Consider the following 23,856-nt stretch of genomic DNA (forward strand, 5'->3'; position numbering starts at 1 on the left):
GCACGTTCAAGCGTCACGAGTCGCCGCTGCAAAATAGAAATCCAACATTCGATCGAGTGGTGCCGGATCTCTGAGTAAACGGCTGCGCAAGGCAGCCCCCTCCCAGCAGTTCAACAACAGGTTGGCCAGCTCTACCGGGTCGGCATCGGGCGCCAGCTGGCCCTGCTGTCTTGCCTCTTCCAGGCACTCCGCAATATGTCGTGTCACCACGGAGAAACAGTTCTCGATCTTGCGCGCGAAGGTCGGATTCACGCCGGAAAGTTCCTGCCCCAAAGCTCCGAGCATGCAGCCCAGGTGACCGTCTTGACGGTACTTCTCCCGCGATAGCTCGAAGAAGCGTCGTGCCCGATCCAACGGTTGCAGCGTCTGGTCCTGCAAGGCGGCTTCCAGCCCCTGATGCACCTCCTGCATGTACCGATCGACGACCTGCAGGGCGAAGTCCTCCTTGCTGCCGAAGTGATGATAGAAGGACCCCTTGGGTACGCCCGTTGCCTCCAGCAGTGCCTGAATGCCCAAATCGTTGTAACCGTGCTTGAGCAGCATCGATAGCCCGACTTCGAGCAGTTGCTCCTTGGTGTTGAGTGCCATTCTCTCTCCTAGACCGACCGGTCTATTCAGAATAGGACGTACGCAAGCGGCGTCAAGGCCGGCTTGAAAGCCGGCCCTTGGCTGAGAAGCCGATGAAGCGATATATAGAGGTGCGGTCGATAGTGCGGATCAGGTCCGCCGCGCCAGCTCGGTGGCGGTGTACCAGGCGATCATACGCTCTTCGTCGGTGGGTATGACCCACAGCCCGAGCCGGCTGTCCGGTCCGGCGATATCGAGGGCATTCGCGGCATTGGCCGCGTCGTCGAGGCGCGCGCCGAGCCATTCGCAGCCCTGCGCCACGGCAGCGCGGATCGGAGCGGCGCGCTCGCCGATGCCGGCGGTGAAGACGAGATGGTCGAGCCCACCCAGGGCCGCCGCCAGGCTGCCGATCTCGCGCACGATGCGATAGACGAACAGCGCAATGGCCTCGGCGGCTTCAGGCGCCTCGCTGGCCAGCAGTTCACGCATGTCGCCGCTGATACCGGACACCCCAAGCAAACCCGACTCCTTGTAGAGAAGCCGCTGCACGGCCTCGGCGCTCATGCCCTCATGCAGAATCAGATGCAGCACCAGGCCAGGGTCGAGGCTGCCGCTGCGGGTGCCCATCATCAGCCCTTCCACGGCGGTGAACCCGGTGGTGGCGGCCACGCTCTTGCCGTCGCGCAGCGCACACAGACTGGCCCCGTTACCCAAGTGGGCAATGACCACACGCCCGCCCGGTAGCGCCTGACCATGCTGCCGCTCAGCGCTCAGTGCACGACTGACGTAGTCGAAGGAGAGCCCATGAAAGCCGTAGCGGATCACGCCCTGCTCGCGAAAACGACGCGGCAGCGGAAAGGTCTGCGCCACCGCCGGCTGCGTGGCATGGAAGGCGGTGTCGAAGCAGGCGTACTGGGGCAGCCCCGGACGCAGGCCGGTCAACGAGCGAACCGGCGCCAGACCATGCGGCTGATGCAGCGGCGCCAGCTCGTTCAGCGCCTCCAGAGCGGCAAAGGATTCGGCATCCAGGCGCAGCGGTTCGCGGTAGCGGGCGCCGCCATGCACGATGCGGTGGCCCACGGCGCGAATGTCGCCCAATGCCGGGTTGTCCTCGACCCATTGCAGCAGGCGTTCCAACGCCCCCGCGTGATCCAGCGCTGCCGGTACGTCGTAAAGCGCGGCGTCTTGCTCTTCATTCAGCTCGGTACCGAACCCAGCCTGCAGCTCAGTCCGAACCCGACTACCGAGGCCCGAGAACTGGCCGCGGTAGCGCACTTGCATGGCCATGGGGCTGGCAGTGCTGGCGGCATCGAACAGGGCAAACTTGAGGCTCGAGGAGCCGCTGTTCACGGCCAGGATCTCGCCGCTCATGCCCGCGCCCTTTTCTGCTGCTCGGAAACCAGCAGCGCCAGGGCACAGGAGGCCATGCGCGTGATGGCGTCATCGGCGCGGCTGGTGAGCACGATCGGTACCCGCGCGCCGACTACCAGCCCGGCGCCGGTGGCGTCGGCCAGGTAGGTGAGCTGCTTCATCAGCATGTTGGCCGACTCGAGATCGGGTGCCACCAGGATGTCGGCGCGCCCCGCCACCGGCGAGTCGATCCCCTTGGCCGCCGCGGCCGCCTCGGAAACCGCGTTGTCGAAGGCCAGCGGACCGTCGAGCACCCCGCCGCGGATCTGCCCACGCTCCGCCATCTTGCACAGGGCCGCGGCTTCCACGGTCGAGGCAATTTTTGGGTTGACCGTCTCCACCGCCGACAAAATCGCCACTCTGGGCGAAGTGAGCCCGACCGCATGTGCCAGATCGATGGCGTTCTGCACGATGTCCTTCTTGTGCGCCAGGGTCGGATAGATGTTGATCGCCGCATCGGTGATAAACAGCGGGCGCGGGTAGGTCGGCACGTCGAAGGCCATCACGTGGCTCAGGCAGCGCTCGGTGCGCAGGCCGGTGTCACGCTTGACCACTTCGTGCAACAGCTCGTCGGTGTGCAGCGCCCCTTTCATCAGCGCCTCCACCCGGCCCGCCCGAGTCATGGCCACTGCCTCGGCCGCGGCGGCATGGCTGTGGGGCACGTCGACCAGTTCGAACTCGGCGATATCGACACCGGCGGTCTCGGCGGCGGCATGCACTTTGGCCTTGGGCCCCACCAGCACCGGGCGAATGAGCCCCTGGCGTGCCGATTCGTAGGCGCCCATGATCGAGACCTCATCCACCGGATGCACCACGGCCATGCTCACTGGCGCGGGATGCTCGGCGGCACTGAGCATCTCGTGCAGGTGCGCCCGCTCGGCCAGCCGTACCCGCGGCAGCACGGTGCGCGGCCGGCGTATCTTTTCTGTCGGCGCCTGCACTTCCGCCTGTCCTTCGATCACGGTTTCACCGTTCTGGTTGGTGCACAGACAGTCGAAGGTGATGCGCTTTTGCGCTTCGTCCTTGGCCTGGGCGCGCACGCTCACTCGCAGCACGTCGCCGAGCCTCACCGGCTTGCGAAAGCGCAGGGTCTGGCCCAGGTAAAGAGTACCAGGCCCAGGCAGTTCGGTGCCGAGCACGGTGGAGATCAGCGCCCCGCCCCACATGCCATGAGCGATGACTTCCTGAAAGCGGGTACTCTTGGCGAAATCATCGTCCAGGTGGGCCGGGTTGATGTCGCCGGACATGATCGCAAAGAGCTTGATGTCGTCCAGCGTCAGGCGTTTCTCCAGTGCAGCCGTATCGCCTACCTCGATCTCGTCGAAGGTCCGGTTCTCGATGTAGCCGTTGCCTGCCTGTGGTTCCTGACCGTCCATGCGCGTCGCCCTGATCGAATGAAGGAAAATACTGCGTCGCAGCATACTTCAGTCGATAGCATCGGCCAGGCATGCAGCGAAGGCAAGCGCCTTGCACCTCTGACAGATGCAACCACAATGAGGGAACGCCATCGCAGCCAGGGGCAGCGCCATGCACCGTTTCCGCAACGACCCGACGCTCGCCATTCCGATCTTTCCCGGCAGCCATATCGTGCTGGACGGCCACTACATCTTCCTTTCCGGCCTGACGGTGACCGACATCCAGGGCGGCGAAGCCGTGTTGGGTGATATCGCCGAGGAGACCCGCTGGGTGATGCGCCGCCTCTCACGCATGCTGGAATATGCCGGCGCCTCGATGGCCGACGTGGTACGGGTAGACGTTCACCTGACCAACCTGGATACCATCCACACCATGGACGCGGCCTACGCCGAATTCTTCGAGAACAAGCGCTACCCCGCCCGCACCTGCACCGAATCGCCACGCCTGAGCGGCGGCTCCAACGTCGAGATCACGCTGATGGCGCGCCAACCCGAGCAAAACGACACAGCCTAACGGGAAGCGGGGCTACAGCGTCATGCCGGGCTCGATCCTATACCCCAGATCGATCACGGGCTCCTCCAGCGCCTTGCCCTGGATTCTGGCCATCAGCTCGGTGGCGGCTCGCCTGCCGATGTCCCGCCGCGGCGTGATCACGCTGGCCAGCCGCGGCGACATCACCTGACCCACGTCGTGGCCGTGGAAACCGGCAATGGCCATTCGCTCGGGTACCGCCACCCCCTGACGCAGACACTCGAAGTAGGCCCCCACCGCCACGTCGTCGTTGGTGCAGAAGATACCGTCGGTTTCCGGGTGCTCGACGAGAATCTCGTTGAGCAGCGCCGCCCCCACGCTGTAGGAGGAGCGCTGGCTGCGATGCAACGTGAGCGGTTCGAGCCTGTGCTCTGCCATGGCCCGTCGATACCCCTCTTCCCGCTGGCGCGTACGCTGGTCGAGGCGCACGGCGAGATAGACGATGCGCCGACGACCTTGGCGAATCATCTCGCTGATCATGTCGTAGGCAGCACGTACGTTGTCGTAGCCCACCGCCTGATGCAGCGGCTTGCTCAGCGAGTCCATGATCTCGACCGTGGGAATGCCCGCGGTTTCCAGCATGCGGCAGGTGCGCGCGGTGTGGTGGCTATCGGAGAGGATCAGCCCGTCGACGTTGTAGGAGAGTAGCGATGCCAGGCTGCGCTCTTCCAACTCCGGGCTGTAACCGTAGTGCGCCAGCATCAGGTGGTAGCCCAGCGGCTCGGTCACCTCCTCGATACCCACCAGCACGTCGGCAAATACCTGGTTGGAGAGCGACGGCACCAGCAGGCCGATGGAGTGGCTGGTGGCACGCGAAAGCAGGTCGGGCGCCCGATTGGGGATGTAGCCGACCTGCTCCGCCACGCTGAAGATGCGCTCACGCAGGCCCTCGGAGACCGTCGCCGGATCGCGCAGACAACGACTGACCGTCATCTTGGTCGCCCCGACCCGGTCGGCGATGTCCTGAAGTGTCGGTCGCTTCTTTTTCACGATTCCCCGCTGACGGTAGTTGGGCCTGCCGGCATCCCGTTGCCCGATATCGGCAAAGCAACGCATGATACCGGAGTTCCTCAGGCCACGCTGCCCAGCCCAACCGCTCCGGGCCGTCAGCCTCGGCAGTGTGGCAAGGCCTCGAGAAAGGTGTCGACGATGACCTCCGGCGCTTCGGCAATGCCGCAGGTCACGGCCTCGTGCACAGCGGGCGCCTCGAGATCGCGCAGCTGGCTGTCGAGCATCGCATCGCCACGAAAGAAGTGCTCTTCTCTGCTCGCCAGGCGCTCGCGCAGCTGGGCGCGCTCACCTTGGAGGAACAGGAACACGAGCTCCGGGTCGCCTTGCCGCAGCAGCTCACGATAGCGCTCCTTGAGCGCCGAGCAGGCCAGCACCAGGGTCTCATCGCGGCGGCGATGATCGTCGATCAATTGCGCCAAAGTCTCGAGCCATTCGCGGCGATCCTCGTCGTCGAGCGGAATGCCGCTCGCCATCTTGGCGACGCTGGTCGGCGAGTGGTAGTCATCGCCGTCGATGAAGGCGACGCCGAGACGGCGGGCAAGCAGCGCGCCAACGCACGACTTGCCCGACCCCGACACCCCCATCACCACGATGCGGTACGTAGCATCCTTCACGAGATCTCCCTGTGCTCAGTTGCCGCGCACGGCAGCCAGATCGGGCAGCCAGGTCACGATGCCGGGGAAGGCGATCAGCACCACCAGCACCACCAGCAACGCCGCGTAGTAGGGCAACATGGCTTGCACCAGTTGCTCCATGCTGACACGGCCGACGCCGCAACCCACGTAGAGGCAGGTACCCACCGGTGGGGTCAACAGACCGATGCCGAGGATGAAGGCCATCAACACGCCGAAGTAGACCGGGTCGACCCCCACCGAGGTGACGATGGGCGTGAGCATCGGCGCCATGATCACCATGGCCGGGGTCAGGTCCATGACGAAGCCCACCAGCAGCAGCAGGGCCGCCACGATCAGCAACAGCAGGAACGGCTCTTCGGTGATCGCCTGCACTTGGCGCACCAGGGTCTGCGGCACCATGTTGATGGTCAGGAACCAGGCGATGACGGTGGCGAAGGCAAGCAGCAGCAACACCATACCCGTCAGCCGCGCGGTGCGGATCAACATGCCCCACAGCTCGCGGGGGTGGAACTCGCGATAGAACACCAGTGAGATGAATAGCGAATAGAGCAGTGCCACCACCGCCGCTTCAGTAGCGGTGAAGACGCCGCCGATGATGCCGCCGATCACGATCACCGGCAGTACCAGCGCCAGCCAGGCTGCCTTGAACGCACGCCACAGACGGCCCAGCTCGAAGCGGCGGGTCTGCCCGGCATGCTCGATGCTGGCCATGATGAAGGTGGTCACCATCAGCGCGAAGCCGATCATCAAGCCCGGCACGATCCCGGCAATGAAGAGCCGGCTGATCGAGGTCTCGGTGACGATGCCGAACAGAATCAGCGGAATCGACGGCGGGATGATGATGCCGATCACCGAGGAGACGGTATTGATTGCCGTGGCATGGGGCGCGGAATAGCCCTGCTGTTTCATCGACGGAATCATCATCGAGCCGGTGGCGGCGGTGTCGGCCACGGCCGAGCCGCTGATGCCACCGAAGAACATCGACCCGGTGATGGCGACCTGGCCCAGGCCACCGCGCACGAAGCCTACCAGCGCACCTGCCAGCTCCATCAGGCGACGGGCGATACCGCCATGGCTCATCACCTCACCCACCAGAATGAAGAAAGGAATGGCCAGCAGCGGGAAATTGTTGACCCCGCGGATCGATTGCTCGATCAGGATCGACAGCGGAATATCGGAGAGTATAGCCAGGACCACGGCGGCCACGCCGAGGCCGAAGGCAATCGGCAGCCCCATGGCGATGGAGGCGAACAGGATGCCCAGAAAAATCCACAGCATGGTTCAGTCTCCCGCCTGAGGTTGGTCGAGATTCGGGTCGCGAATCAAGCGCAGGCACTGCCACGCGCGCCACAGCGCAACGGCGACGATGAACAGCGAACAGAGCACCAGCGAGACGTTGATCAGGTTCCATGGAACGCCGAGGATGGCGGTGCGCCCGGTGGAGCGGGACATCACCAGATAACCGCCCCACACCATGATGCTCATCAATGTGGCGATGATCAGGTGCTGCAGCAGATAGAGCGCGTAAGCAGCCCGCGGTTGCAGCCGGCGGACGAGAAAATCGACGGCAATATGTTCGTAGCGGGCGAACGCCGCCGCCGCGCCGATGAAGATCAGCCAGATGAACAGCATGCGGGCCAGCTCATCGGCCCAGGGCAGCGAGCGATTGAGCAGCGAGCGCCCGATGACGTTGGCCGACACCGAGACGATCAGCGCCACCAGAATCGTGGCAATAAGGTGCTCCATTAGGCGGGTGAGCCAGCGAAACGGAGCCGGACCACGGCCACCTTCGATATCGAGTTCGAGCGGCTCGCGCCGAGGGTCTGCCAAGTAGGCACTCGCCTCGTCGGGCAGGGGATTGGGCGAAGTCATGCGGCGCTCCGTACAGGAGCAGGGGGAAGCCCCCTGCCCTGCAAGTTCAGACGGATGGGTGAATTACTGGGTTGCGTCGACGATGGACTGGATTTCGGCGATCAGGTCCTCACCGATACGCGGTGCCCAACGGTCGTAGACCGGCTGCACGGCTTCCTGGAAGGCGGCGACCTGGTCGTCATCGAGCCGCGTGATCTGCATGCCGCGCTCCTCGAGCTGGTCACGTGCCCAGTCGTCGTACTCGGTCGACAGCTGAATCTCGTACTCGGCCGAAAGACGCGCCGCTTCCTGCACCAGCTCCTGATACTCCGGCGCCAAACGATCCCAGGTGCGCTGGGACATCATCATGATGAAGGGCGTATAGACGTGACGGGTCTCGGAACCGTAGTCCTGCACCTCGTAGAAGTTGGAGGTCAGGATGGTGCTCCAGGGGTTCTCCTGGCCATCGACGACGCCCTGCTCCATGGCGGAGAACAGCTCACCGAAGGCCATCGGTGTGGGGTTGGCGCCCAGGGTTTCCCAGATCGACAGATGCACCGGGTTCTCCATGGTGCGGACGCTGAGACCGCGCACGTCGAGCCCTGCCACATCCTCCGGCGACTCCACCGCACGCGCGCTGTTGGTGAGCTGACGGTAGCCGTTCTCGGAGAAGGTCAACGCCTTGATGCCGGTACCTTCGAAGGCATCGAGCATGCGCTGGGCGGTATCGCTCTGCATTACGGCGATGGCCGCTTCACGGCTCGGCAGCAGGAACGGCAGGTCGAAGACGGCCAGTTCCTGAACGTAAGTAGTGGCCGGAGACGAAGAGGGATAGCTCATGTCCAGCGAGCCGGTCTGCAGCATTTCCATCATCTGCACGTCGTCGCCCAACTGGCTGTTGGGGAAGATGTTGACGGTAATGCGGCCTTCGGTGCGCTGTTCGAGGATATCGGCAAAATAGCGGCTTGAGAGGTACTGCGGCGAGGTATCGGACAGGCCGAGCCCCATGCGCAGCGTGTGGCTGCCGTGATCGCCCACCGCTTCACCCTCGATGGCGGGCGGATCGGAGAGGTCAGGGGCTTGTGCGTAAGCAATGCCCAGCGAGAGCGTAGCCGCACCGGCTAGCGTGAGGGTATTGCGCCAGAAAATGGTCATGGCGGACTCCAGTCGATTGTCGTTGTGTATTGGCACGTCTTGGCATCTCCCCGATGGCGTGTGGCCTCGAGCGTCGAATGCGGCTCTTGTTAAATGCAGCCATTGTTACCGGTAACATTCGATGTAAGGAAGGCTAGCGAGGCACGGGGGAGGTGTCAATCACGAACAGGTCGGCACGAAATAGACTTTGGTCGCAGGCGGTTCAATATTCAAACGCACCCGCCTCGCGAATGGCCCGCCCCACCGCCGCGAGGATCTGCTCATTGCGAGCCAGGTCCAGCTCACCCCGCACGCAGGCAACGATCACCACGCGACGGGCGTCGTCGCCATAGCCGTGGGTGGCGATGCCGGCATCGCAACCGCGGCGGTGCTGGGTGCCGGTCTTGTGGGCCAGACGAATGTCGCGCCCCAGACCGGCCTTGAGCCGCCGTTCACCGCTGGTGGTGCGCGCCATGATGGCCAGCAGCTCGGCGGTCGCTTGCATGCCCAGGGCGCGGCCTTCGGCAAGCGCCTCGAGCATGTCGGCGAAGGCATCCAGCCGTCCGGCGTTGAGGTCGGTGGCGTAGTAGAGCTGGAAGGCTTGATCGATGCTCGGCACCTGCAACTGCTGCGGCGTCAGACCGAGGCGCTGACGCAGCCATGTCAGACGGGCGGCGTCGCTTTGCCGCTTGCGCAGTTCGATGAAATCCATGCCGCCGAGGGTGAAGGCGCTGGGGTGCAGGTTGGCATAGGCATGGCGCCGCACGTCGACCAGCGTGGTAATCGGCCCCAGCCCACCGCCCGGCGACAGGTGCCGGGCACGATAATTGACGCTCTCCAGGCCCAGGTGGCGAATCAGCATGTCGCTGGCGGTGTTGTCGCTGACGATCATCATCGACTCTAGCAGTTGCCGCAGCGGCAAGGCGCTGCCAGGCGATGCCCAGTTGGTGGAGCCGGCGCCGTCGACGTAGTCGCTGCGCTGTAGCGTCAGGCGATCCTGAAGCGATATTTCACCGGCCTCTACCCGCGCCATCAGCTCGATTGCCACCGGCAGCTTGACCAGCGAGGCCAGGTACCAGTATTCGTCGTCGCGCCAGCCCAGCCGCGCGCCGCTGCCGAGCTCGCGGACATGCACACCGATCTCGCCGGCATAACCGGCCTCGAGCAGCGCCAACCTGGCTTCCAGGCGCTCCGCCCAGACCGGCTCCAAGCGGGCGTCGACCTGCTCCGCCCAGCTCGGCTGAGCCATGGCCATGGCCATGGAAGGTAGCACCATGGCCAGCAGCAATAGCGCTTGCGTGACCCACCTGCCCTTCATCTATCGTCCTTATTCCATCGCCCTTGTTCCCCCGCCCTCATCGACTGTGCTCCCGGAACCAGCGCATGAAGGCGATCCAGCCTGCCGCGAGGAGAATCAGCATCAGGCCGATACCCAATACCTGCGGATAGCTGTAGACCTGCCAGGCGTCGAACAGCAAGCGCAGCACCAGGAAAATCGCCACGATGTGAAAAATGAACGCCCGCAGGGCGTCCGTGCCGATCACGGTCAGCGGCTTGAGCCACCGCGCTGCCGACCGGCCACCCAACAGACACAGCGCCAGGATGATCAAGGCCCCGCCGACGCTGAACAGCATGAAGGGCACCTCAGGGGGATGCTTACCGGCGTTCCAGGCCACCGCCAGCAGCGCTTCGTCGAGCTCGGGCAGAGAGAGCGCCACGAACCCCAGCAGGAATACCGCTCCCACTCCTGCCAGAGCGGCGACCAAGCGCCGTCTGGTCGAGGGCTCGCCGTAACAGCGCAGAATGGCCTCGCCGATCAACAGACCCAGCATGACCAGCGGCAGCCGTGCCAGCTGCCCCCAGGTGTAGTGGTCGGCGTCCTCCACCAGCAGCGCCTTGAGAATCACGCTGTCCCAGAAGTGAAAATGACGTTCGAGCATCACCGACAGCACGCCGATAACAACCGGCGCCAGCAAACGCGACCACAGCGGCATGCGACACCACAGCGGCAGGGTCCAGGGAATCCACAGCAGCGCCAGCGCATAGAAGCCGAGGATTTCCACCCAGATGGCGAAGCGCTGATAGAGCAGCGCATCGACGATGTCCTGGGTGGTGAACATCGGCAGCATCTCGACGATGGTCAGCGCCTTGTACCAGAACAGCACTTCCAGCCCACGTAGCATCAGCTTGAGCCTGCGCTGCGGCCAGTCGGCCGCTCCCGTCTTGGGCAGGAAAGCCACCGCCAAAGCGATGCCGAACACTATGATGAACAGCGAGGAAGAGAATTTGGTGATGAGGTGGATCGGCACCATGCCCCAGTCGGGCACCTGGCGAATGCCGAGCAGGCCACTCACTGCGTGGCTGAGAATCATCAAGGCGATGGCGATGCCGCGGGCGAGGTCGATGGCATCCACCCGGGGGGACAAGGCCGGCAGCTGCGGCGGCTGGTTGAGCCTGATCATGGCGATTCCTAGATGATGTGCTTCCCTGATGCCACCGCCCCACCCGCCATGGCCTACTGACCTGCGACTGGCTCGACGCTCTCCAGCGTCAAACGACGCCCTTCCGTGGCAGAGTACTCGAAATTGCCGACGACGCGCACCGTTTCCCCAAGGTGAGGCGCGATCTCCTCGTGAGGAAATATTTCGACCCGGTTCAGATCTTCGTCCTCGATCCAGTAATGCAGCGGATCCTCGAAGTGCCGCACCACGCCTTGGGTACGCACCCTGGCGCCATCGAGCTGCTCGGCCTGGTTGACCAACACCGGCAGGGTGACCTCGCGCAGTTCGTCCGACGGATCCGAGCAGGCCGTGAGGCCAGCCAGCATCAGCCCTGCGACGATTCCCCGACGCTGCCGTTTCGCGTTCATGTCCTTGATCCTTCGCTCCTTCAAAAGCACTGCACAGACAGAAGTACTGCACAAATATGTCCGCTACATACCGCTCCGCCGCCGGCCCGGAGGTCGGCGACAGCATCCATCAACGTGGAATGACGAGCGTCAGCCCCGGCCACACGAGATCGGGATTCTCGAGCACGTGCCGGTTGGCCTCGTGCAGCTCCTGCCAGCGCTGGGAGCTACCGTAGAAGCGCCCGGCGATGCTGATCAGGGTATCGCCACGGCGCACTTGGTAAAGGTTGGCATCCAGCGCACGCGCCACCAGCCGCTGATCTCGCTCGAGCTCCTCGACCAGCTCGTCGATGCTCTCCAGCAGGGCTTCATCGCGCCCTCCGGCTCGCATCAGCTCAGCACGAGTCGAACGAATCGCACCCATGGTCACGCTGGCCGAGCGCAAGGCGCCGTCGAGGTCGATCTCACCGCCCTCTTCCGCCGGCAGGCGTGCGCGTAGCGCGGCAATTTCCCGCTGCGCCGCACGCAGCTGGCGCTCGCGCTCTTCCAGCTGTTCGGCCAGCGCGGCAGCATCCTGCCCGGCAGTGTCATCCGCGGTTTCGGCGGCGATTGCCTCATCGGCAGCCTCCTCGACCTGCTCTTCCGCGTCGGTTTCCGCCGCTTCATCCTGCTGCGCGTGAACGGTCTGGCCGAGCGTCAGCACCAGCAAGGCCACCAGCAACAGCCCGGCGAACGGCCAATGCCGGGAACCCTCCCCGCGTGTCTCTTTCGCTTCTTTCATGACCCAACCTCTCTGCTGTTCTTGTGATTTCGACCGACGCCATCGTCAAGCCATCGGCACTCAAGAGGAGCCCGGCAAGCTCGCAAGCCCGCCCACATGAACAGTATGGCCAGAGTGGGCCATTCATGCCCGCTTGCTAATCAACGCAACGCAATATGCAAATTTCTTGCGCTTTCATTTTTTATGTACAAATATATTTGCAGACAAGGTTCGCATGCACTGCTTCTGCTCGAACCTTGTTCCACAAGCAGCGCAACAATGCTCAACAACAATGCCAACGAGGAAGCATGATGAAAACGCAGATTCTGTATGCCGCCATGGGGGTCAGCCTTGCCCTTGCCCCTACTGCCTTTGCCGACAAGCTGATCGTAGCTACCGATACCGCCTTCGTTCCCTTCGAGTTCATGAAAGACGGCGAATACGTCGGATTCGACATTGACATGTGGAGGGCCATCGCCGAGGAAAACGGCTGGGAGTATGAGCTAAGGCCGATGGACTTTTCCGGCATCATCCCAGCGCTTCAGACCAATCAGGTCGACGTGGCGCTGGCCGGCATCACCATCCGCCCGGACCGTCAGGAGGTGATCGACTTTTCGGATGGCTACTACGATAGCGGCTTCACCCTGATGGTCCCCGTGGACAGCGACATCGAGAATACCGACGATCTGGCCGGCCGTACTCTGGCGCTGCGCATGGGTACCTCGGCAGCCGATTACGCCCAGGAACACTTCACCGAGACAGAACTTAGGCTGCTGCCCAATATCGACAACGCCTATCTGGAGCTACGCACCGGTCGCGTCGATGCCGCCATGCACGACACGCCCAACGTGCTTTACTACATCGCCACTGCAGGAGACGGTCAGGTGAAAGCCGTCGGGGAGCAGATGATGGCCCATGAATACGGCATCGGCTTCCCCAAAGGCAGCCCTTTGGTGGAAGACGTGAATGCCACTCTGGCCACCATGCGTGAGGACGGTCGTTACGACGATATCTACGAGACCTGGTTCGGCACCCGCCCCAACCAATGAGTCGAGTATCTGCACCCCTCATCCCTGACGAATCTCGAGGTTCCCAATGAATACGGATTGGTCCGTCATCGTCACCTTCATGCCTCAGCTGCTCAAAGGTGCACAGATGACGATCTTCATCACCGTAGTGGGGCTGTGCGGCGGCATGGCGGTAGGCGCCATCGCAGGCCTTATGCGCGCCTACGGCAATTGGCTGCTCAACTACACGGCGATGGTCTACATCGAGGTGATTCGCGGCACACCCATCGTGGTGCAGGTAATGTTTCTCTACTTTGCGTTGCCGGTGCTGGCGAGCATTCGCATCGACCCGCTCACCGCTGCCATGATCGCCATCGTAATCAATGCGGGAGCCTACATTGCCGAGATCGTCAGGGGTTCCCTGCAATCAATCAGTCGTGGCCTCGCCGAGGCCGGACTGGCTCTCGGCCTGCCCCGCTGGAAGGTGTTGCTTTATATCGTCGGGCCACTCGCCTTTCGGCGGTTGATTCCACCTCTTGGCAACCAGTTCATCATCAGCCTCAAGGACACCTCGTTGTTCATCGTGATCGGCGTCGGTGAGCTGACACGAACCGGGCAGGAAATCATGGCGGCCAATTTCCGTGCCGTGGAGATCTGGAGCGCCATCGCCATCATGTATCTCATCATGACCGGAAGCCTGACCCTAATGCTGCGCTTCATCGAGAGAAGGATGAAGATTCTATGAGCATCATCGAATTCAGAAACGTATCCAAGCACTTCGGTTCGCTCAAGGTGCTCGATGAGGTTGACCTTACCATCGACCGCGGCGAAGTGGTCGTGTTGATTGGTCCTTCGGGATCGGGAAAATCGACGCTGCTGCGCTGTATCAACGGGCTGGAAATGATCACCGGCGGAGACTTGGTGGTGGATGACCTCAGCGTGCTGGCAGGTAACGCTCGGCTGAGAGAGATTCGTCAGGAAGCCGGCATGGTATTTCAGCAATTCAACCTTTTTCCGCAGCTGACCGCCGTGGAGAACGTCGCTTTCGGCCCCAGGCACGTACGCGGCATGAGCCGAACTCAAGCACGGGCACAAGCGTTGGCGCTGCTCGACAAAGTGGGTCTGAAAGCTCAAGCCGAGCAATATCCCGACTCACTCTCCGGTGGGCAGCAGCAGCGTGTTGCCATCGCCCGGGCGCTGGCCGTCAAACCCAAGGTGATGCTCTTTGATGAGCCGACTTCGGCGCTCGACCCCGAGCTGAAACAGGAGGTGCTCAACGTGATGCGCACACTCGCAGAAGAGGGGATGACCATGGTGGTAGTGACCCATGAGATGTCCTTCGCCAGGCAGGTGGGCTCACGCCTGATATTCATGGAACACGGCAAGATCGCCGTCGACGGAGACCCGCGAGAGATGATCTCGGCTCCCACCAACCCCAGGCTCAAGGACTTTCTCAGACATGTACATTGACCCGCCGAACGGCACGGAGCGCCGAGCCGGGCTGGGATGCCTGCGCGCTAGCGGCAATCACCGGCAGTTGGGTTATGCACTGGGGCAGGCCGGACACCGTGCCGTGCATGACAAGCTGCTGTCCAGCGAGCTGTGGCAAGACATCACCCATCCCCGTCACGATGCTGCGGTCGCTCGCATGCTGGCATGCTGCAGGAGCCGTTTCCCCTGGGTGCTCGAAGAGCTCGAAGGCCTGGCCGAGGGGCTCGAACTGCCCTTTCTGCAGGTTTTCGCATGGAACAGCCGAGGAGACTTGCTCACTCACTGTCCGGACGGATGCACTACCGTCGTCCTTCCTGGCCACGAGCCCTGCATCGCACACAACGAAGATGGGCTCCCTTGCTTCGACGGCGACGTCTTCGTGGCTCAGCTGTCGCCGGTCGGCCAGCCGAGCTTCATGGCTTGCTGCTATCCAGGCTCACTGCCAGGTCATACCTTCGCCCTTACCGAGTTAGGCATCGTTCAGGCCGTCAACAACCTGCGCTTCGATGGCGTAGTACCCGCGATACCCCGCATGGTGCTGGGCCGCGCCATGCTGGCCGAACCCACACTTGACGCCATTCTCAGCCTGCTCGCTGAGGCACCGGCCAGCGGGGGATTTCATTTCACGTTGGCCCAGCAGGGCGAGCGCAGGCTCTACAGCGTAGAAATAGGAAGCGGCCAATTATCCATCAAAGTCATCGACAACGCCTATGTGCACGCCAACCATGCGCTGCACCATCCACGAGCTGAGGACGGTCAGACGATCACCCGCTCCTCTCGCGACCGCCAGCAGCGAGGCGACGAACTGATTGCATCGACGCAGCTAGACCCCCTACGCATCTTGCGAGATACCGGGGGCAACGGGTTGCCCATCTATCGTCGTGCGCCAGACGACCCCGATCACGAGAATACCCTTGCGACTGGCGTGTTCCGCCTGCTTAATGACGGCGTTCAATGGGAGATACACCCACCTGGCCATAGCGAGCCCTTTCATGGCAGCAGACACACCCTCTTTGACGGATAACGAACGCGCCCCATCCGACCTCGAGTCGCTCCGAGCCCTCTCCCTAGCCATCGCCCGAGGCGAAAGTGACCGACACCTGGGACCCAAGGCTCAGGAGGTGCTTTCGCGACTGATCGAACTGCGCGGCGACCCGGCGCTGCTCTCCATCTCCGCGCTGGCCGAGAAGCTCGAAGTCAATCCCTCGACGATTTCCCGGCTGGCCAGATCGCTCGGTTATACTCGCTTCGGAGAGCTCCAGCGCATCCTTCTCAGCGACTCGCTGACCCCGCCCCATTCGTTCTACCGCCAGCATGCCAGCGTTGCCCTGGCCGCGGACAAGAGCGATCTGCTGAATCAGGCTCGCCAGCTTGCCGGCGAGCAGTGCCGCAATATAGAGCGCTTGCTGGACAACCTGCGCAGCGACGAACTGGAAGCCTTTGCCAACGCCGTGATGAATGCAGCCCGCGTTCGCTTGTACGGCGTGCGTCAGTTCCATGCCTTCGCCAGCTTTCTGGCCTACGGCCTGGGAATGCTGCGCTCCGACGTCAGTCTGCTCAGCGACAGCGGTCACGGCATTGCCGAGGGTCTGGCCGGCATGGGTACCGACGACGTGCTGATCGCCGCTAGCTGCAAACCCTACACACGTGAAGTGGTGAACGTCTGCAAGGCGGCCCGCAACCACGGCATCCGGGTCCTAGTGGTCACGGACATGTCCAACTCCCCGCTTGTACGCCACTCCGAACAGGCCCTGCTGGTACCTCACGAAACCAGCTTCATCTCGAACAGCATGGTGGCTTTCCTGAGTGCTGTGGAATGTCTGGTCAATACGTGCGCCACGCTATCGGGTGAAACGGCTGCCGAGGCGCTGTCACGCCGTGATCGCTTCATCGACGAGCTGAAAATCGAGATGCGTTGATCTCTTGTGCCCCTTGGCTTGGAACTCGATGCCTGGCACGGCATCATGTGGCCCGTGAAAAATTCATTCATCCTGGGGTCACAATGAGAATCGTGTTGCGCTACTTCTTTCGCGGCGTACGGCTGGTGCTGTCGCCGGTCATGCTGATCGCCGAAAAGCTCTCCACGCCGCAGAGCGTCGAACGCAGCGAACAGGAGCAGGCTGAGGTCGACGAGGCGTGCCGCCAGCTGGCGCTGTATCAGTTTCGCTCCTGCCCGTTCTGCATCAAGGTGCGCAAGGAGATGGCACGGCTGGGCCTGAAGATCGAGGTCCGCGATGCCCAGCTCGACCCGGATCGTCGCCTTGAGCTGGAAGAAGGCGGTGGCAAGGTCAAGGTTCCGTGCCTGCTGATCGAGCATGACGATGGCCGCCATGAGTGGCTGTACGAGTCCAACGCCATCAACGCCTGGCTGCACCGGCGCTTCGGTGCTGATGCTCAAACGAGCTGAGCGCTCTCGGCGGTGAACAGCAGCGTATCGGCCAGGCGGCGGGCATCGTCCTCCTTCAGATAGGGCAGGGTCTGGCGACCGTTGGCCAGCTCCAGGTGCAGGGTGGCAACGCCGCGCCGGCGTTGCAGCCAGCTCTGCTGAAGCCGCAGCGAGATGAGATGCTGCATGGGAAAGATGCCGGTGCGCTGGCCCACCACCCCGCGCCGAACGCGCAAGAAGCCCTGCTCTTGAGCCCAGCCGGTCGCGATCCAGCGCCAGTGGGCCAACACGGCGGCCAACAGCGGCAGCACCGCGGCCAAGCCGCTCCAGGCAGGCCATGAGAGCTCGAGCGGTATCAACACGCCCAGCACCAGTACCGCCCCACCGGCGAGCAGCAACAGGTAACGCAGGAACAGCACCCGCCGATAGCTGGGGTCGACACGCCGCAGCGGTTGCCCGGCAGCACCCTGTCTTGAATCGCTCTGCCTTGAATAGGTCTGCCAGAAATGGGCCGTCAGCGCCGCCCCCTGCGCCTCGCTGAGCCCCGGCACCAGGAAGCGGCGCGACTCCCCCGCATCGCCGCCCAGTGCACCGTACTGATGACACACCAGATAGCCACGCCCGAGCAGCCGGCCGAGCCCCGTCTGTACCCACTCCACCACCTGCAGCCGCGCCAGGCTCAGGGTCTGCTCCTGGCGATGAAACAGGCCGCTGCGCTGGATCTGTCGCTCGCCGGCGTCGAGCAGCACGAAACCGTGAAAGCGCCACCAGGCCGCCAGAATGGCCAACAATGCCAGTAATGTCAGCGCCGCCAAGAGTCCCACGAGGACCGCCAGCAGCGGCGAACCCGGCATCCAGGTGTCGAGATCTAGCTGCGGCAGCCGGTCGTGCAGCCAGCGCTCGAGCGGGCGCACCAGCGGCGACAGCATCGCCGCGATGAGATAGATCGAACGGCTGGCCAGACCATGAAGCACGATGGCCTTGCCACTGATGGCAAAGCACGGCACGACCTGTCTCTCCGCCGCCGGGGCGGACTCGGACGCTACGCCCGGCCACTGCTCGGGCGGCCGCAGCTCCCTTTCGAGCGCTTCCGCCCGTTCGCGGCGAATGCCCGGCAAGGCGATGCGCGAGGCTTCGCCGGCCAGCGTTTCCACTTCCCACAGCACCAGGCCGAAGGGGCGCATGTAGACCGGCTGGCGAATGACGATGCTCTGCACGTGGCGTGCCGCCACCTTGAACTCGCGATGCTCCAACAATCCCTTCTGCACGATCAGCACATCGCCGTCGCAGCAGTAGCGAAAGCGGCGGTAGTAGAGCAGGCTGATCAGCACTGCCAAGATGAGTAGCACCGCCCCACCCAGCGCCAGCTCACGCAGGCCCAGGCGCTCCACCAGTGCCAGGCCGGCCCCGGCGCCGAGTACCAGCGGCATGTGCTGGCGCAGCAGCGACGCACTGCCGCTGAGCAGCAGCAGGAGTACTGCCCAAGGTGAAAGACGCTGCCACTTCAACTCTCCGCCCTGCCTTTCGCCGAGTGGCGACGCTTCGCTCATGGCGCATCCGCCCCCGTGGGCTCCGGTTCCGCACTCTCAAGGCGGGCCAGCAGATGCTGACGAATCGCCGCGGCCCGATCGGCGGTCAAGCCTTCGAGTACCATGTCCGCCCCTCTTCCTCCCGCCGTGAAGCACACCAGGCGTACCAGGCCGAAGGCACGTTCGACCGGGTTGCTCGTCGTCTCGATGTGCTGCAGGCGAGCCAACGGCAGCACCTGAGTGCTCTGCACCAGCAGGCCGCGCCGATAGATCAGGTCGTGCTGACGCAGGCCGTAGGCCCGGCGACGCGCCTCGAGCCAGCCGAGCACGATGCCGCTGGCGCCCAGCAGAGCCACAGCGACCGCCGGCCACGGCTGCCAGGCGGCGATATCGGCAATCATGAAGGGCACTAACGCGGCCAGCCCCGTCAGCAGCAGCCAGTGCAGGCTGCGCAGCACTGCCTGGCAGGGCGCCAGACGAGGAGAAACGGGCTCCAATGGCGCCTCCGCAAGCGCAGGGAGATTCTGTGGATCCAGCGAAGCATTGGTGAAGGTCACATCGGCTCCTTGCTCGACGGCTGGGCGAACACCCTGCTCAGCAGGCCCACAGGCGCTATGCTGATAGATGAGGAAAACACTGCAGCATGGATGCGCTCCACCAGCGAACGTCGGCCCTTGCGCCGAGGGAGACAGTGTCATGGCGATCCCGGCCACCCTAAGGGAATACTTGAGAGCCTGTGATATCGACTACGAGGAGGTCAAGCACGACTACGAAGTCAGTGCCAGCCGCATTGCCCAACAGTCGCACGTTACCGGTGAGCAGCTCGCCAAGGCCATCATGCTGCACGGCCGCTCCGGCTATCGCGTCGCGGTGCTGCCCAGCACTTGCGATGCCGATCTGGAGAGCCTGTCGCGGCTGTTCAACGAACCGGTCGAACTGGCCGAGGAAGAGGAGATCGTGAATCGCTTCAACGACTGCGACCCAGGGGCCATCACTCCTGTCGGCCAGGCCTATGGCCTGCAGGTCTATGTCGACGACATGTTGCGACACCAGCCGGATATCTATTTCGACGCCGGCGATCACGAAACGCTGCTGCACATGAGCGGCAGGGAGTTCGAGAAGCTGATGGGCGAATGCCCCCACGGCCAGTTCAGCCGTCATCACTGAACGAGCCGGTGGTAGTGATTTTCGCACCCGGTCGCCCCGGTCGGGTGCTCTCGGGTCTCGCCCGCGCGGGGCCCTAGCCTGCTGTTGCGCTATCGTTGGGCCATGCTCTCGAGCATGGCCGCCAGGGCCTCGGTCACCCTGGCCATGGTGACGTAGTCCAATCGCTCGGGGGTGTCGCTGGGGCGATGGTAGTGAGGGTTGCGGAAGTTGGCGGTATCCGTGAGCATCATGGCCGGAAAGCCCATTTCCCAGAACGCCCAGTGGTCCGAGCGATGTATGTCGCCCATCTGCGGCGGCGCCACCAAGCCCTCCGAAGGTACCGTCGCGTGACGACGAAACGCACCGATAGCGTTATGGAGCAGCCGGCGCGATTCCAGCTTGGTGACGAAGGCGAGGAAGTTCCCCCGGTCCGGATAGAACAGATCGAGAGGGAATGGGTAGAACTGACTGCCGGGCTCGTCACTGTAGTAGCCGAGCATCTCCAGCGAGATCATGCCCACGATGGTCCACCCCTCGGCCTTGGCCTGCCGCGCGTAGTGCAGGCTACCCATGGCATCGCTGCCGAAGAACGGCGCCTCTTCATTGACGAACGCCACCAGCCGCAGTGAACGATCGAGCTCTGCTCCCTGCAACTGGCGCGCCAGTTCGAGCAGTACGGCCACGCCGGAGGCATTGTCGTCGGCTCCGGGACTACCACGCACCGTGTCGTAGTGCGCCCCCACCACCAGCACCTCATCGGCGCGCCGGGCACCGGGCAGCTCCACCTCGATATTGTGAAATACCCGGCTGCCGGTGGGCACTTCCAGCCTCCGAGGCCGATGTCCTGCCTCCTGGAAGGCCCGCTCGATGTAATCAGCAGCGGCCTGGAGCGCCTCCGGCCGCCAGTAGTGGCGCTCGCCGATCTCATCCGCCAGGATTCGCACATGCTGGTGAAGCCGTTCGCTCAGCCGCTCGCCTTCGGCGCTCAGTGGCGGCGGCTCGCCGCGGAAGGATGTACCGGGCATATGCAACATCAGCCAGTAGCCTCCGCCCAGCACGAGAACGCAGACGAGCCCCAGCCCGCCCAGCACGGCCGCCAGCGGCGAGCGGGTACGCTTCATCTCAGGCCGCTCTCAGCGGTACCTGCAGCGCTACCGGCCCTGTTACCGAGGTCTTCGCGGTCCGTTGCCATCATCTCCCTCTCCCTGGACACCCCACCCTGCTCAAGATAGGTGCCTGACCCGTTGCTGCAAAGGGGAAACATGCCTAACGGCCAGACGGCTTGGATTTCCTCTCATAATGCCGCCAAACTGGGACCAAACAGAGCGAGGTGGCCGTCGATGTTCAAGTCCGTGCTGGTCATAGGGCGTTTCCGTGACATCCGGCTGGAAGTCCATATCAGCTGGCTGATCATTTTTGCCCTGCTGTTGATGACCATGAGCGCAGGGTTCAGGCATCAGTATCCGGACTGGACCACCGCCACCGCCGTGCTCACTGCCTTGGTGACGGCTCTGCTCTTCTTCTCCTCGATATTGGCCCATGAGTTGGGGCATAGCCTGGTAGCCATCCGCCGCGGCGTACCCGTCACGGCCATCACTCTGTTCATCTTCGGCGGCGTAGCCCAGATGGCCCGCGACCCCGACAAGGCAAACGATGAGTTCTCGATCGCCATTGCCGGGCCAATCGTCAGCTTTGCTCTGGCGGCCACCTTCGCTGTGCTGGCCATGCTGACGGCGGGCTGGTACCAACCGCTTACCGTTGCGCTGAATTGGCTGGCAACGATCAATCTGCTGGTGGCGCTATTCAACCTCATTCCCGGCTTCCCCCTCGACGGTGGTCGCGTGCTGCGAGCGCTGGTCTGGAAAGTGACCGGCGACGCCAAGAAGGCCAACGAAACCGCCTTTGCCAGCGGCAAGCTGGTCGCCTACGGCCTGTTCGGCCTGGCCATCTGGAATCTGGTGGCTGGCAATCTCGTGGGCGGCCTGTGGATCATGCTGATCGCCTGGTTCCTGCTCAACATGACCCAGGCACAGGGTCGCATGCACATGCTCAGGGAGCGGCTTGCCGGCATGCGCGCCCGCGACCTGGCCGAAGCGGAGATACCGCTGGTAGATCCGCAACGCTCCATTGAGGCGTGGCTGCATCAGGACGTATTGCCTTCCGGTCGTCGGGCCTTCCTGGTGGGGACCAACGTCGCCGAAGTGGTTGGACTGGTATCACTCAGCGATGCGCGGCATGTAGAGCACTCACGGTGGGCCTCGACCCAGGTTGCCGACATCATGACACCGATGAAGAAGCTGCATCACGTATCACCCGGAGCCAAGGCCGACGAAGTGCTTCAGCTTCTCAACGAGCACGGGCTGAATCAGATCCCGGTCATGCAGGATGGGCGGGTAAGCGGCTGGATCGATCGGCAGCGCCTGCTTCGCACTATCGAGATTCATCTGGAAGTGAACCGTTGAGTGTGGCCGGCTCGGCCATGCAGACCCGGTTGCGCCCGGTCGCCTTGGCACGGTAGAGCGCCTTATCGAGGCGCTTGTAGCACTGTGCCTCTGCTTCCTCTTCCCCCAGCTCGGCAACGCCGAAGCTGCTGGTAAGAGTCGGAACTGGAGTAAACGGCTCGTCGGCGATGGCCTGACGCAGCCGCTCGGCAAGGTTAACCGCCCCCGTCAGCGGCGTGGCCGGCAGCAGCACCATGAATTCCTCGCCGCCCCAGCGCGCCAGCACGTCCACGTCACGCAGCAGTGCATGGCAGGTGTGCACCAGCTTTTTCAGCACCATGTCTCCAACACTGTGACCGAAGGTGTCGTTGATGCGCTTGAAGTGATCCAGATCGAACATGATCAGGCTAAGCGGCTCGCCGCTGCGATGCGCTCTCTTACGCTCGCGGGCCAGCAGATCGAGAAAGCGGTTACGGTTGACCGCGCCGGTAAGCGGGTCGTGGCCGGCATGATACTCGAGCTCCGCCTGGTGCTGTTTGGTCTGACTGATGTCGCGCATGATGGTAGCGATGCTGTCGATTTCGCCGCTTTCATTGCGGCGCGTCACGATCAGTTGTGAAACGGGAATCTCACCGTCACGCCCCAGCACGGCGGTCTCCGCGTACCAGTAGCCGTGCTCCATGGCGTAGGGAATACCTTCCTCCTCGATGAGATGGCACACCCATGGCGGATGCGCGCTGACCAACGCATCGGCCAGCTTGTCGGGCAGAACGCCGAACTGGTCGCGCCCGGCCTTGTTGAGATAGACCACACGGCCCTGGCCATCGGCGATGGCGACGATGTCGGGCGAAGCGTCCAGCAGGTGTGTCAGCCGATCCCGGTTCATCTCGGCGGCATGGCGAGCCGTCACGTCCTCGACGATGCCGCTGAAGTCGACACTGCCGTCTTCCGCGACCTGGCGCAGCACGGTGACCTCGGTGTGGATGAGCGCTCCCTTCAAGGTACGCAGACGCAGCGGGCGGCGGCTCACGACCCCGTCCCGTTCCAGATCCGCGATGAACGACTTGAGTTCCTCGCTGCAAACATACAGCGATGAGGGCCGCACCCCCAGCAATGCCTCGAGCGACTCGGCCTCGAAGATCCTCAGCATGGCGGGATTGGCTGCCGTGAAGCGGCTTTCCGGCTCGGCGGAGTTGCGATAGACCCCTACGGGAAGGTTGTGGAACAGGTCATTGTAGGTCTCCAACATAGCGTAATAGCGCTTCTCGTCGGTGACGTCGATGATGATCGAGTGAAGGTATTCGCGCCCCTCGAGGCATACCGGCCCCGAGTAGACGTGCACGTCGCGGACCTCCCCGCTGGCGAGGCGATGCCTGAACTCGAAGAACAGCTGCTGGCAGGCTTCCGCCTTGGCCATGGCGGCATGCACTGCTTCAGGATCGAGGCAGTTGATGTCGGTGATCTTCAACTGTTTCAGCACGTCGGCGGGATAGCCATAGAAGTGCACGGCGGAAGCATTGGCATCGACGATACGCCCATCGCTGGGGTCGATCAGCAGCTTGATGGCCGGATTGGTATTGAACAGCTGCTCAAAGAACGAAGCGTGATCGTCACTGGTCAACGGTGAGCCCCTTGCGTATCGACGGCTTGTCTCGAACATGAGCAGGCGTCGTTATAATAATGGTCATATCGT

Annotated in this window: 25 protein-coding genes; 9 read left to right on the forward strand and 16 right to left on the reverse strand. The window is 63.3% G+C overall.

Translation table 11 applies throughout. From position 1 onward, the window contains the following. Positions 1-6: 6 nt before the first annotated feature. The 3 genes from HOP59_RS20600 to HOP59_RS20610 form a co-directional block, all read right to left on the reverse strand. Positions 7-588, reverse strand: a complete 582-nt coding sequence (locus tag HOP59_RS20600) for a TetR/AcrR family transcriptional regulator (RefSeq protein WP_010628118.1) — start codon at positions 586-588, stop codon at positions 7-9. 129 nt (positions 589-717) lie between these two features. Beyond that, positions 718-1,938: an acetate/propionate family kinase gene (locus HOP59_RS20605; protein WP_234255445.1), complete on the reverse strand. Its 1,221-nt coding sequence runs from the start codon at positions 1,936-1,938 to the stop codon at positions 718-720. After that, a complete protein-coding gene (locus HOP59_RS20610; RefSeq protein WP_234255446.1) occupies positions 1,935-3,353 on the reverse strand; it encodes a bifunctional enoyl-CoA hydratase/phosphate acetyltransferase in 1,419 nt (472 codons plus the stop codon). The genes HOP59_RS20605 and HOP59_RS20610 overlap by 4 nt, the downstream gene beginning before the upstream one ends. Before the next feature lie 151 nt (positions 3,354-3,504). Between HOP59_RS20610 and HOP59_RS20615 the strand changes: the two genes are divergently transcribed. Next, positions 3,505-3,906: a RidA family protein gene (locus HOP59_RS20615; RefSeq protein ID WP_010628115.1), complete on the forward strand. Its 402-nt coding sequence runs from the start codon at positions 3,505-3,507 to the stop codon at positions 3,904-3,906. A 12-nt stretch (positions 3,907-3,918) separates the two neighbouring features. On the opposite strand, the gene HOP59_RS20620 is transcribed toward HOP59_RS20615, so the two are convergent. The 9 genes from HOP59_RS20620 to HOP59_RS20660 form a co-directional block, all read right to left on the reverse strand. Beyond that, positions 3,919-4,914: a substrate-binding domain-containing protein gene (locus tag HOP59_RS20620; RefSeq protein WP_234255510.1), complete on the reverse strand. Its 996-nt coding sequence runs from the start codon at positions 4,912-4,914 to the stop codon at positions 3,919-3,921. A 116-nt stretch (positions 4,915-5,030) separates the two neighbouring features. Next, positions 5,031-5,519 (reverse strand): gluconokinase, encoded by a 489-nt coding sequence (locus HOP59_RS20625; protein ID WP_234255511.1) that lies wholly within the window; start codon positions 5,517-5,519, stop codon positions 5,031-5,033. Between the two features lie 45 nt (positions 5,520-5,564). After that, positions 5,565-6,848 carry a TRAP transporter large permease gene (locus HOP59_RS20630; RefSeq protein ID WP_234255447.1) on the reverse strand — a complete coding sequence of 428 codons (1,284 nt, stop codon included), beginning with the start codon at positions 6,846-6,848 and terminating at the stop codon, positions 5,565-5,567. 3 nt (positions 6,849-6,851) lie between these two features. Beyond that, on the reverse strand, positions 6,852-7,442 hold the full coding sequence (locus HOP59_RS20635; protein ID WP_010628111.1) for a TRAP transporter small permease: 591 nt from the start codon (positions 7,440-7,442) through the stop codon (positions 6,852-6,854). 63 nt (positions 7,443-7,505) lie between these two features. Beyond that, positions 7,506-8,576: a TRAP transporter substrate-binding protein gene (locus HOP59_RS20640; RefSeq protein WP_010628110.1), complete on the reverse strand. Its 1,071-nt coding sequence runs from the start codon at positions 8,574-8,576 to the stop codon at positions 7,506-7,508. Between the two features lie 202 nt (positions 8,577-8,778). After that, on the reverse strand, positions 8,779-9,873 hold the full coding sequence (locus tag HOP59_RS20645) for a serine hydrolase (RefSeq protein WP_086510337.1): 1,095 nt from the start codon (positions 9,871-9,873) through the stop codon (positions 8,779-8,781). A gap of 37 nt (positions 9,874-9,910) precedes the next feature. Then, positions 9,911-11,017 carry an acyltransferase family protein gene (locus tag HOP59_RS20650; RefSeq protein WP_234255448.1) on the reverse strand — a complete coding sequence of 369 codons (1,107 nt, stop codon included), beginning with the start codon at positions 11,015-11,017 and terminating at the stop codon, positions 9,911-9,913. Positions 11,018-11,070: 53 nt separating this feature from the next. After that, on the reverse strand, positions 11,071-11,424 hold the full coding sequence (locus HOP59_RS20655; protein ID WP_234255449.1) for a hypothetical protein: 354 nt from the start codon (positions 11,422-11,424) through the stop codon (positions 11,071-11,073). Between the two features lie 109 nt (positions 11,425-11,533). Next, positions 11,534-12,184 (reverse strand): LysM peptidoglycan-binding domain-containing protein, encoded by a 651-nt coding sequence (locus HOP59_RS20660; RefSeq protein ID WP_234255450.1) that lies wholly within the window; start codon positions 12,182-12,184, stop codon positions 11,534-11,536. 290 nt (positions 12,185-12,474) lie between these two features. Between HOP59_RS20660 and glnH the strand changes: the two genes are divergently transcribed. The 6 genes from glnH to HOP59_RS20690 all read left to right on the forward strand — a co-directional run bounded on the left by glnH (position 12,475) and on the right by HOP59_RS20690 (position 17,068). Beyond that, positions 12,475-13,212, forward strand: a complete 738-nt coding sequence (gene glnH / locus HOP59_RS20665; protein WP_010628104.1) for a glutamine ABC transporter substrate-binding protein GlnH — start codon at positions 12,475-12,477, stop codon at positions 13,210-13,212. Positions 13,213-13,258: 46 nt separating this feature from the next. Next, positions 13,259-13,915, forward strand: a complete 657-nt coding sequence (glnP, locus tag HOP59_RS20670) for a glutamine ABC transporter permease GlnP (RefSeq protein WP_010628103.1) — start codon at positions 13,259-13,261, stop codon at positions 13,913-13,915. After that, the gene (gene glnQ, locus HOP59_RS20675; protein WP_010628102.1) at positions 13,912-14,640 is read left to right on the forward strand and encodes a glutamine ABC transporter ATP-binding protein GlnQ; all 729 of its coding nucleotides are present in this window, start codon (positions 13,912-13,914) and stop codon (positions 14,638-14,640) included. Before glnP ends, glnQ begins: the two co-directional genes overlap by 4 nt. Next, positions 14,630-15,685 carry a C45 family autoproteolytic acyltransferase/hydrolase gene (locus HOP59_RS20680; RefSeq protein WP_010628101.1) on the forward strand — a complete coding sequence of 352 codons (1,056 nt, stop codon included), beginning with the start codon at positions 14,630-14,632 and terminating at the stop codon, positions 15,683-15,685. Before glnQ ends, HOP59_RS20680 begins: the two co-directional genes overlap by 11 nt. After that, positions 15,654-16,580, forward strand: a complete 927-nt coding sequence (locus HOP59_RS20685) for a MurR/RpiR family transcriptional regulator (RefSeq protein WP_083861832.1) — start codon at positions 15,654-15,656, stop codon at positions 16,578-16,580. The genes HOP59_RS20680 and HOP59_RS20685 overlap by 32 nt, the downstream gene beginning before the upstream one ends. Before the next feature lie 83 nt (positions 16,581-16,663). Then, entirely contained in the window at positions 16,664-17,068 is a 405-nt protein-coding gene (locus tag HOP59_RS20690; RefSeq protein ID WP_234255452.1) for a glutaredoxin family protein, read from the forward strand. On the opposite strand, the gene HOP59_RS20695 is transcribed toward HOP59_RS20690, so the two are convergent. Both HOP59_RS20695 and HOP59_RS20700 read right to left on the reverse strand, forming a co-directional pair. Beyond that, a complete protein-coding gene (locus HOP59_RS20695) occupies positions 17,056-18,597 on the reverse strand; it encodes a PH domain-containing protein (RefSeq protein WP_010628098.1) in 1,542 nt (513 codons plus the stop codon). The genes HOP59_RS20690 and HOP59_RS20695 overlap by 13 nt on opposite strands. Then, positions 18,594-19,133 (reverse strand): PH domain-containing protein, encoded by a 540-nt coding sequence (locus tag HOP59_RS20700; protein ID WP_010628097.1) that lies wholly within the window; start codon positions 19,131-19,133, stop codon positions 18,594-18,596. The genes HOP59_RS20695 and HOP59_RS20700 overlap by 4 nt, the downstream gene beginning before the upstream one ends. Positions 19,134-19,272: 139 nt before the next feature. Between HOP59_RS20700 and HOP59_RS20705 the strand changes: the two genes are divergently transcribed. Beyond that, positions 19,273-19,743 carry an aminoacyl-tRNA deacylase gene (locus tag HOP59_RS20705; RefSeq protein ID WP_010628096.1) on the forward strand — a complete coding sequence of 157 codons (471 nt, stop codon included), beginning with the start codon at positions 19,273-19,275 and terminating at the stop codon, positions 19,741-19,743. Positions 19,744-19,832: 89 nt separating this feature from the next. Here the strand turns inward: HOP59_RS20705 and HOP59_RS20710 are convergent, their stop codons facing one another. After that, positions 19,833-20,843 (reverse strand): M28 family peptidase, encoded by a 1,011-nt coding sequence (locus tag HOP59_RS20710; protein WP_010628095.1) that lies wholly within the window; start codon positions 20,841-20,843, stop codon positions 19,833-19,835. 219 nt (positions 20,844-21,062) lie between these two features. Between HOP59_RS20710 and HOP59_RS20715 the strand changes: the two genes are divergently transcribed. Continuing rightward, positions 21,063-22,184: a site-2 protease family protein gene (locus HOP59_RS20715; RefSeq protein ID WP_234255453.1), complete on the forward strand. Its 1,122-nt coding sequence runs from the start codon at positions 21,063-21,065 to the stop codon at positions 22,182-22,184. Here HOP59_RS20715 and HOP59_RS20720 read toward each other — a convergent pair. Beyond that, the gene (locus HOP59_RS20720; protein ID WP_234255454.1) at positions 22,153-23,784 is read right to left on the reverse strand and encodes a sensor domain-containing diguanylate cyclase; all 1,632 of its coding nucleotides are present in this window, start codon (positions 23,782-23,784) and stop codon (positions 22,153-22,155) included. The genes HOP59_RS20715 and HOP59_RS20720 overlap by 32 nt on opposite strands. Positions 23,785-23,856: the final 72 nt, after the last annotated feature.

This window comes from Billgrantia aerodenitrificans (assembly GCF_021404405.1).
GTDB classification, from domain to species: domain Bacteria; phylum Pseudomonadota; class Gammaproteobacteria; order Pseudomonadales; family Halomonadaceae; genus Halomonas; species Halomonas aerodenitrificans.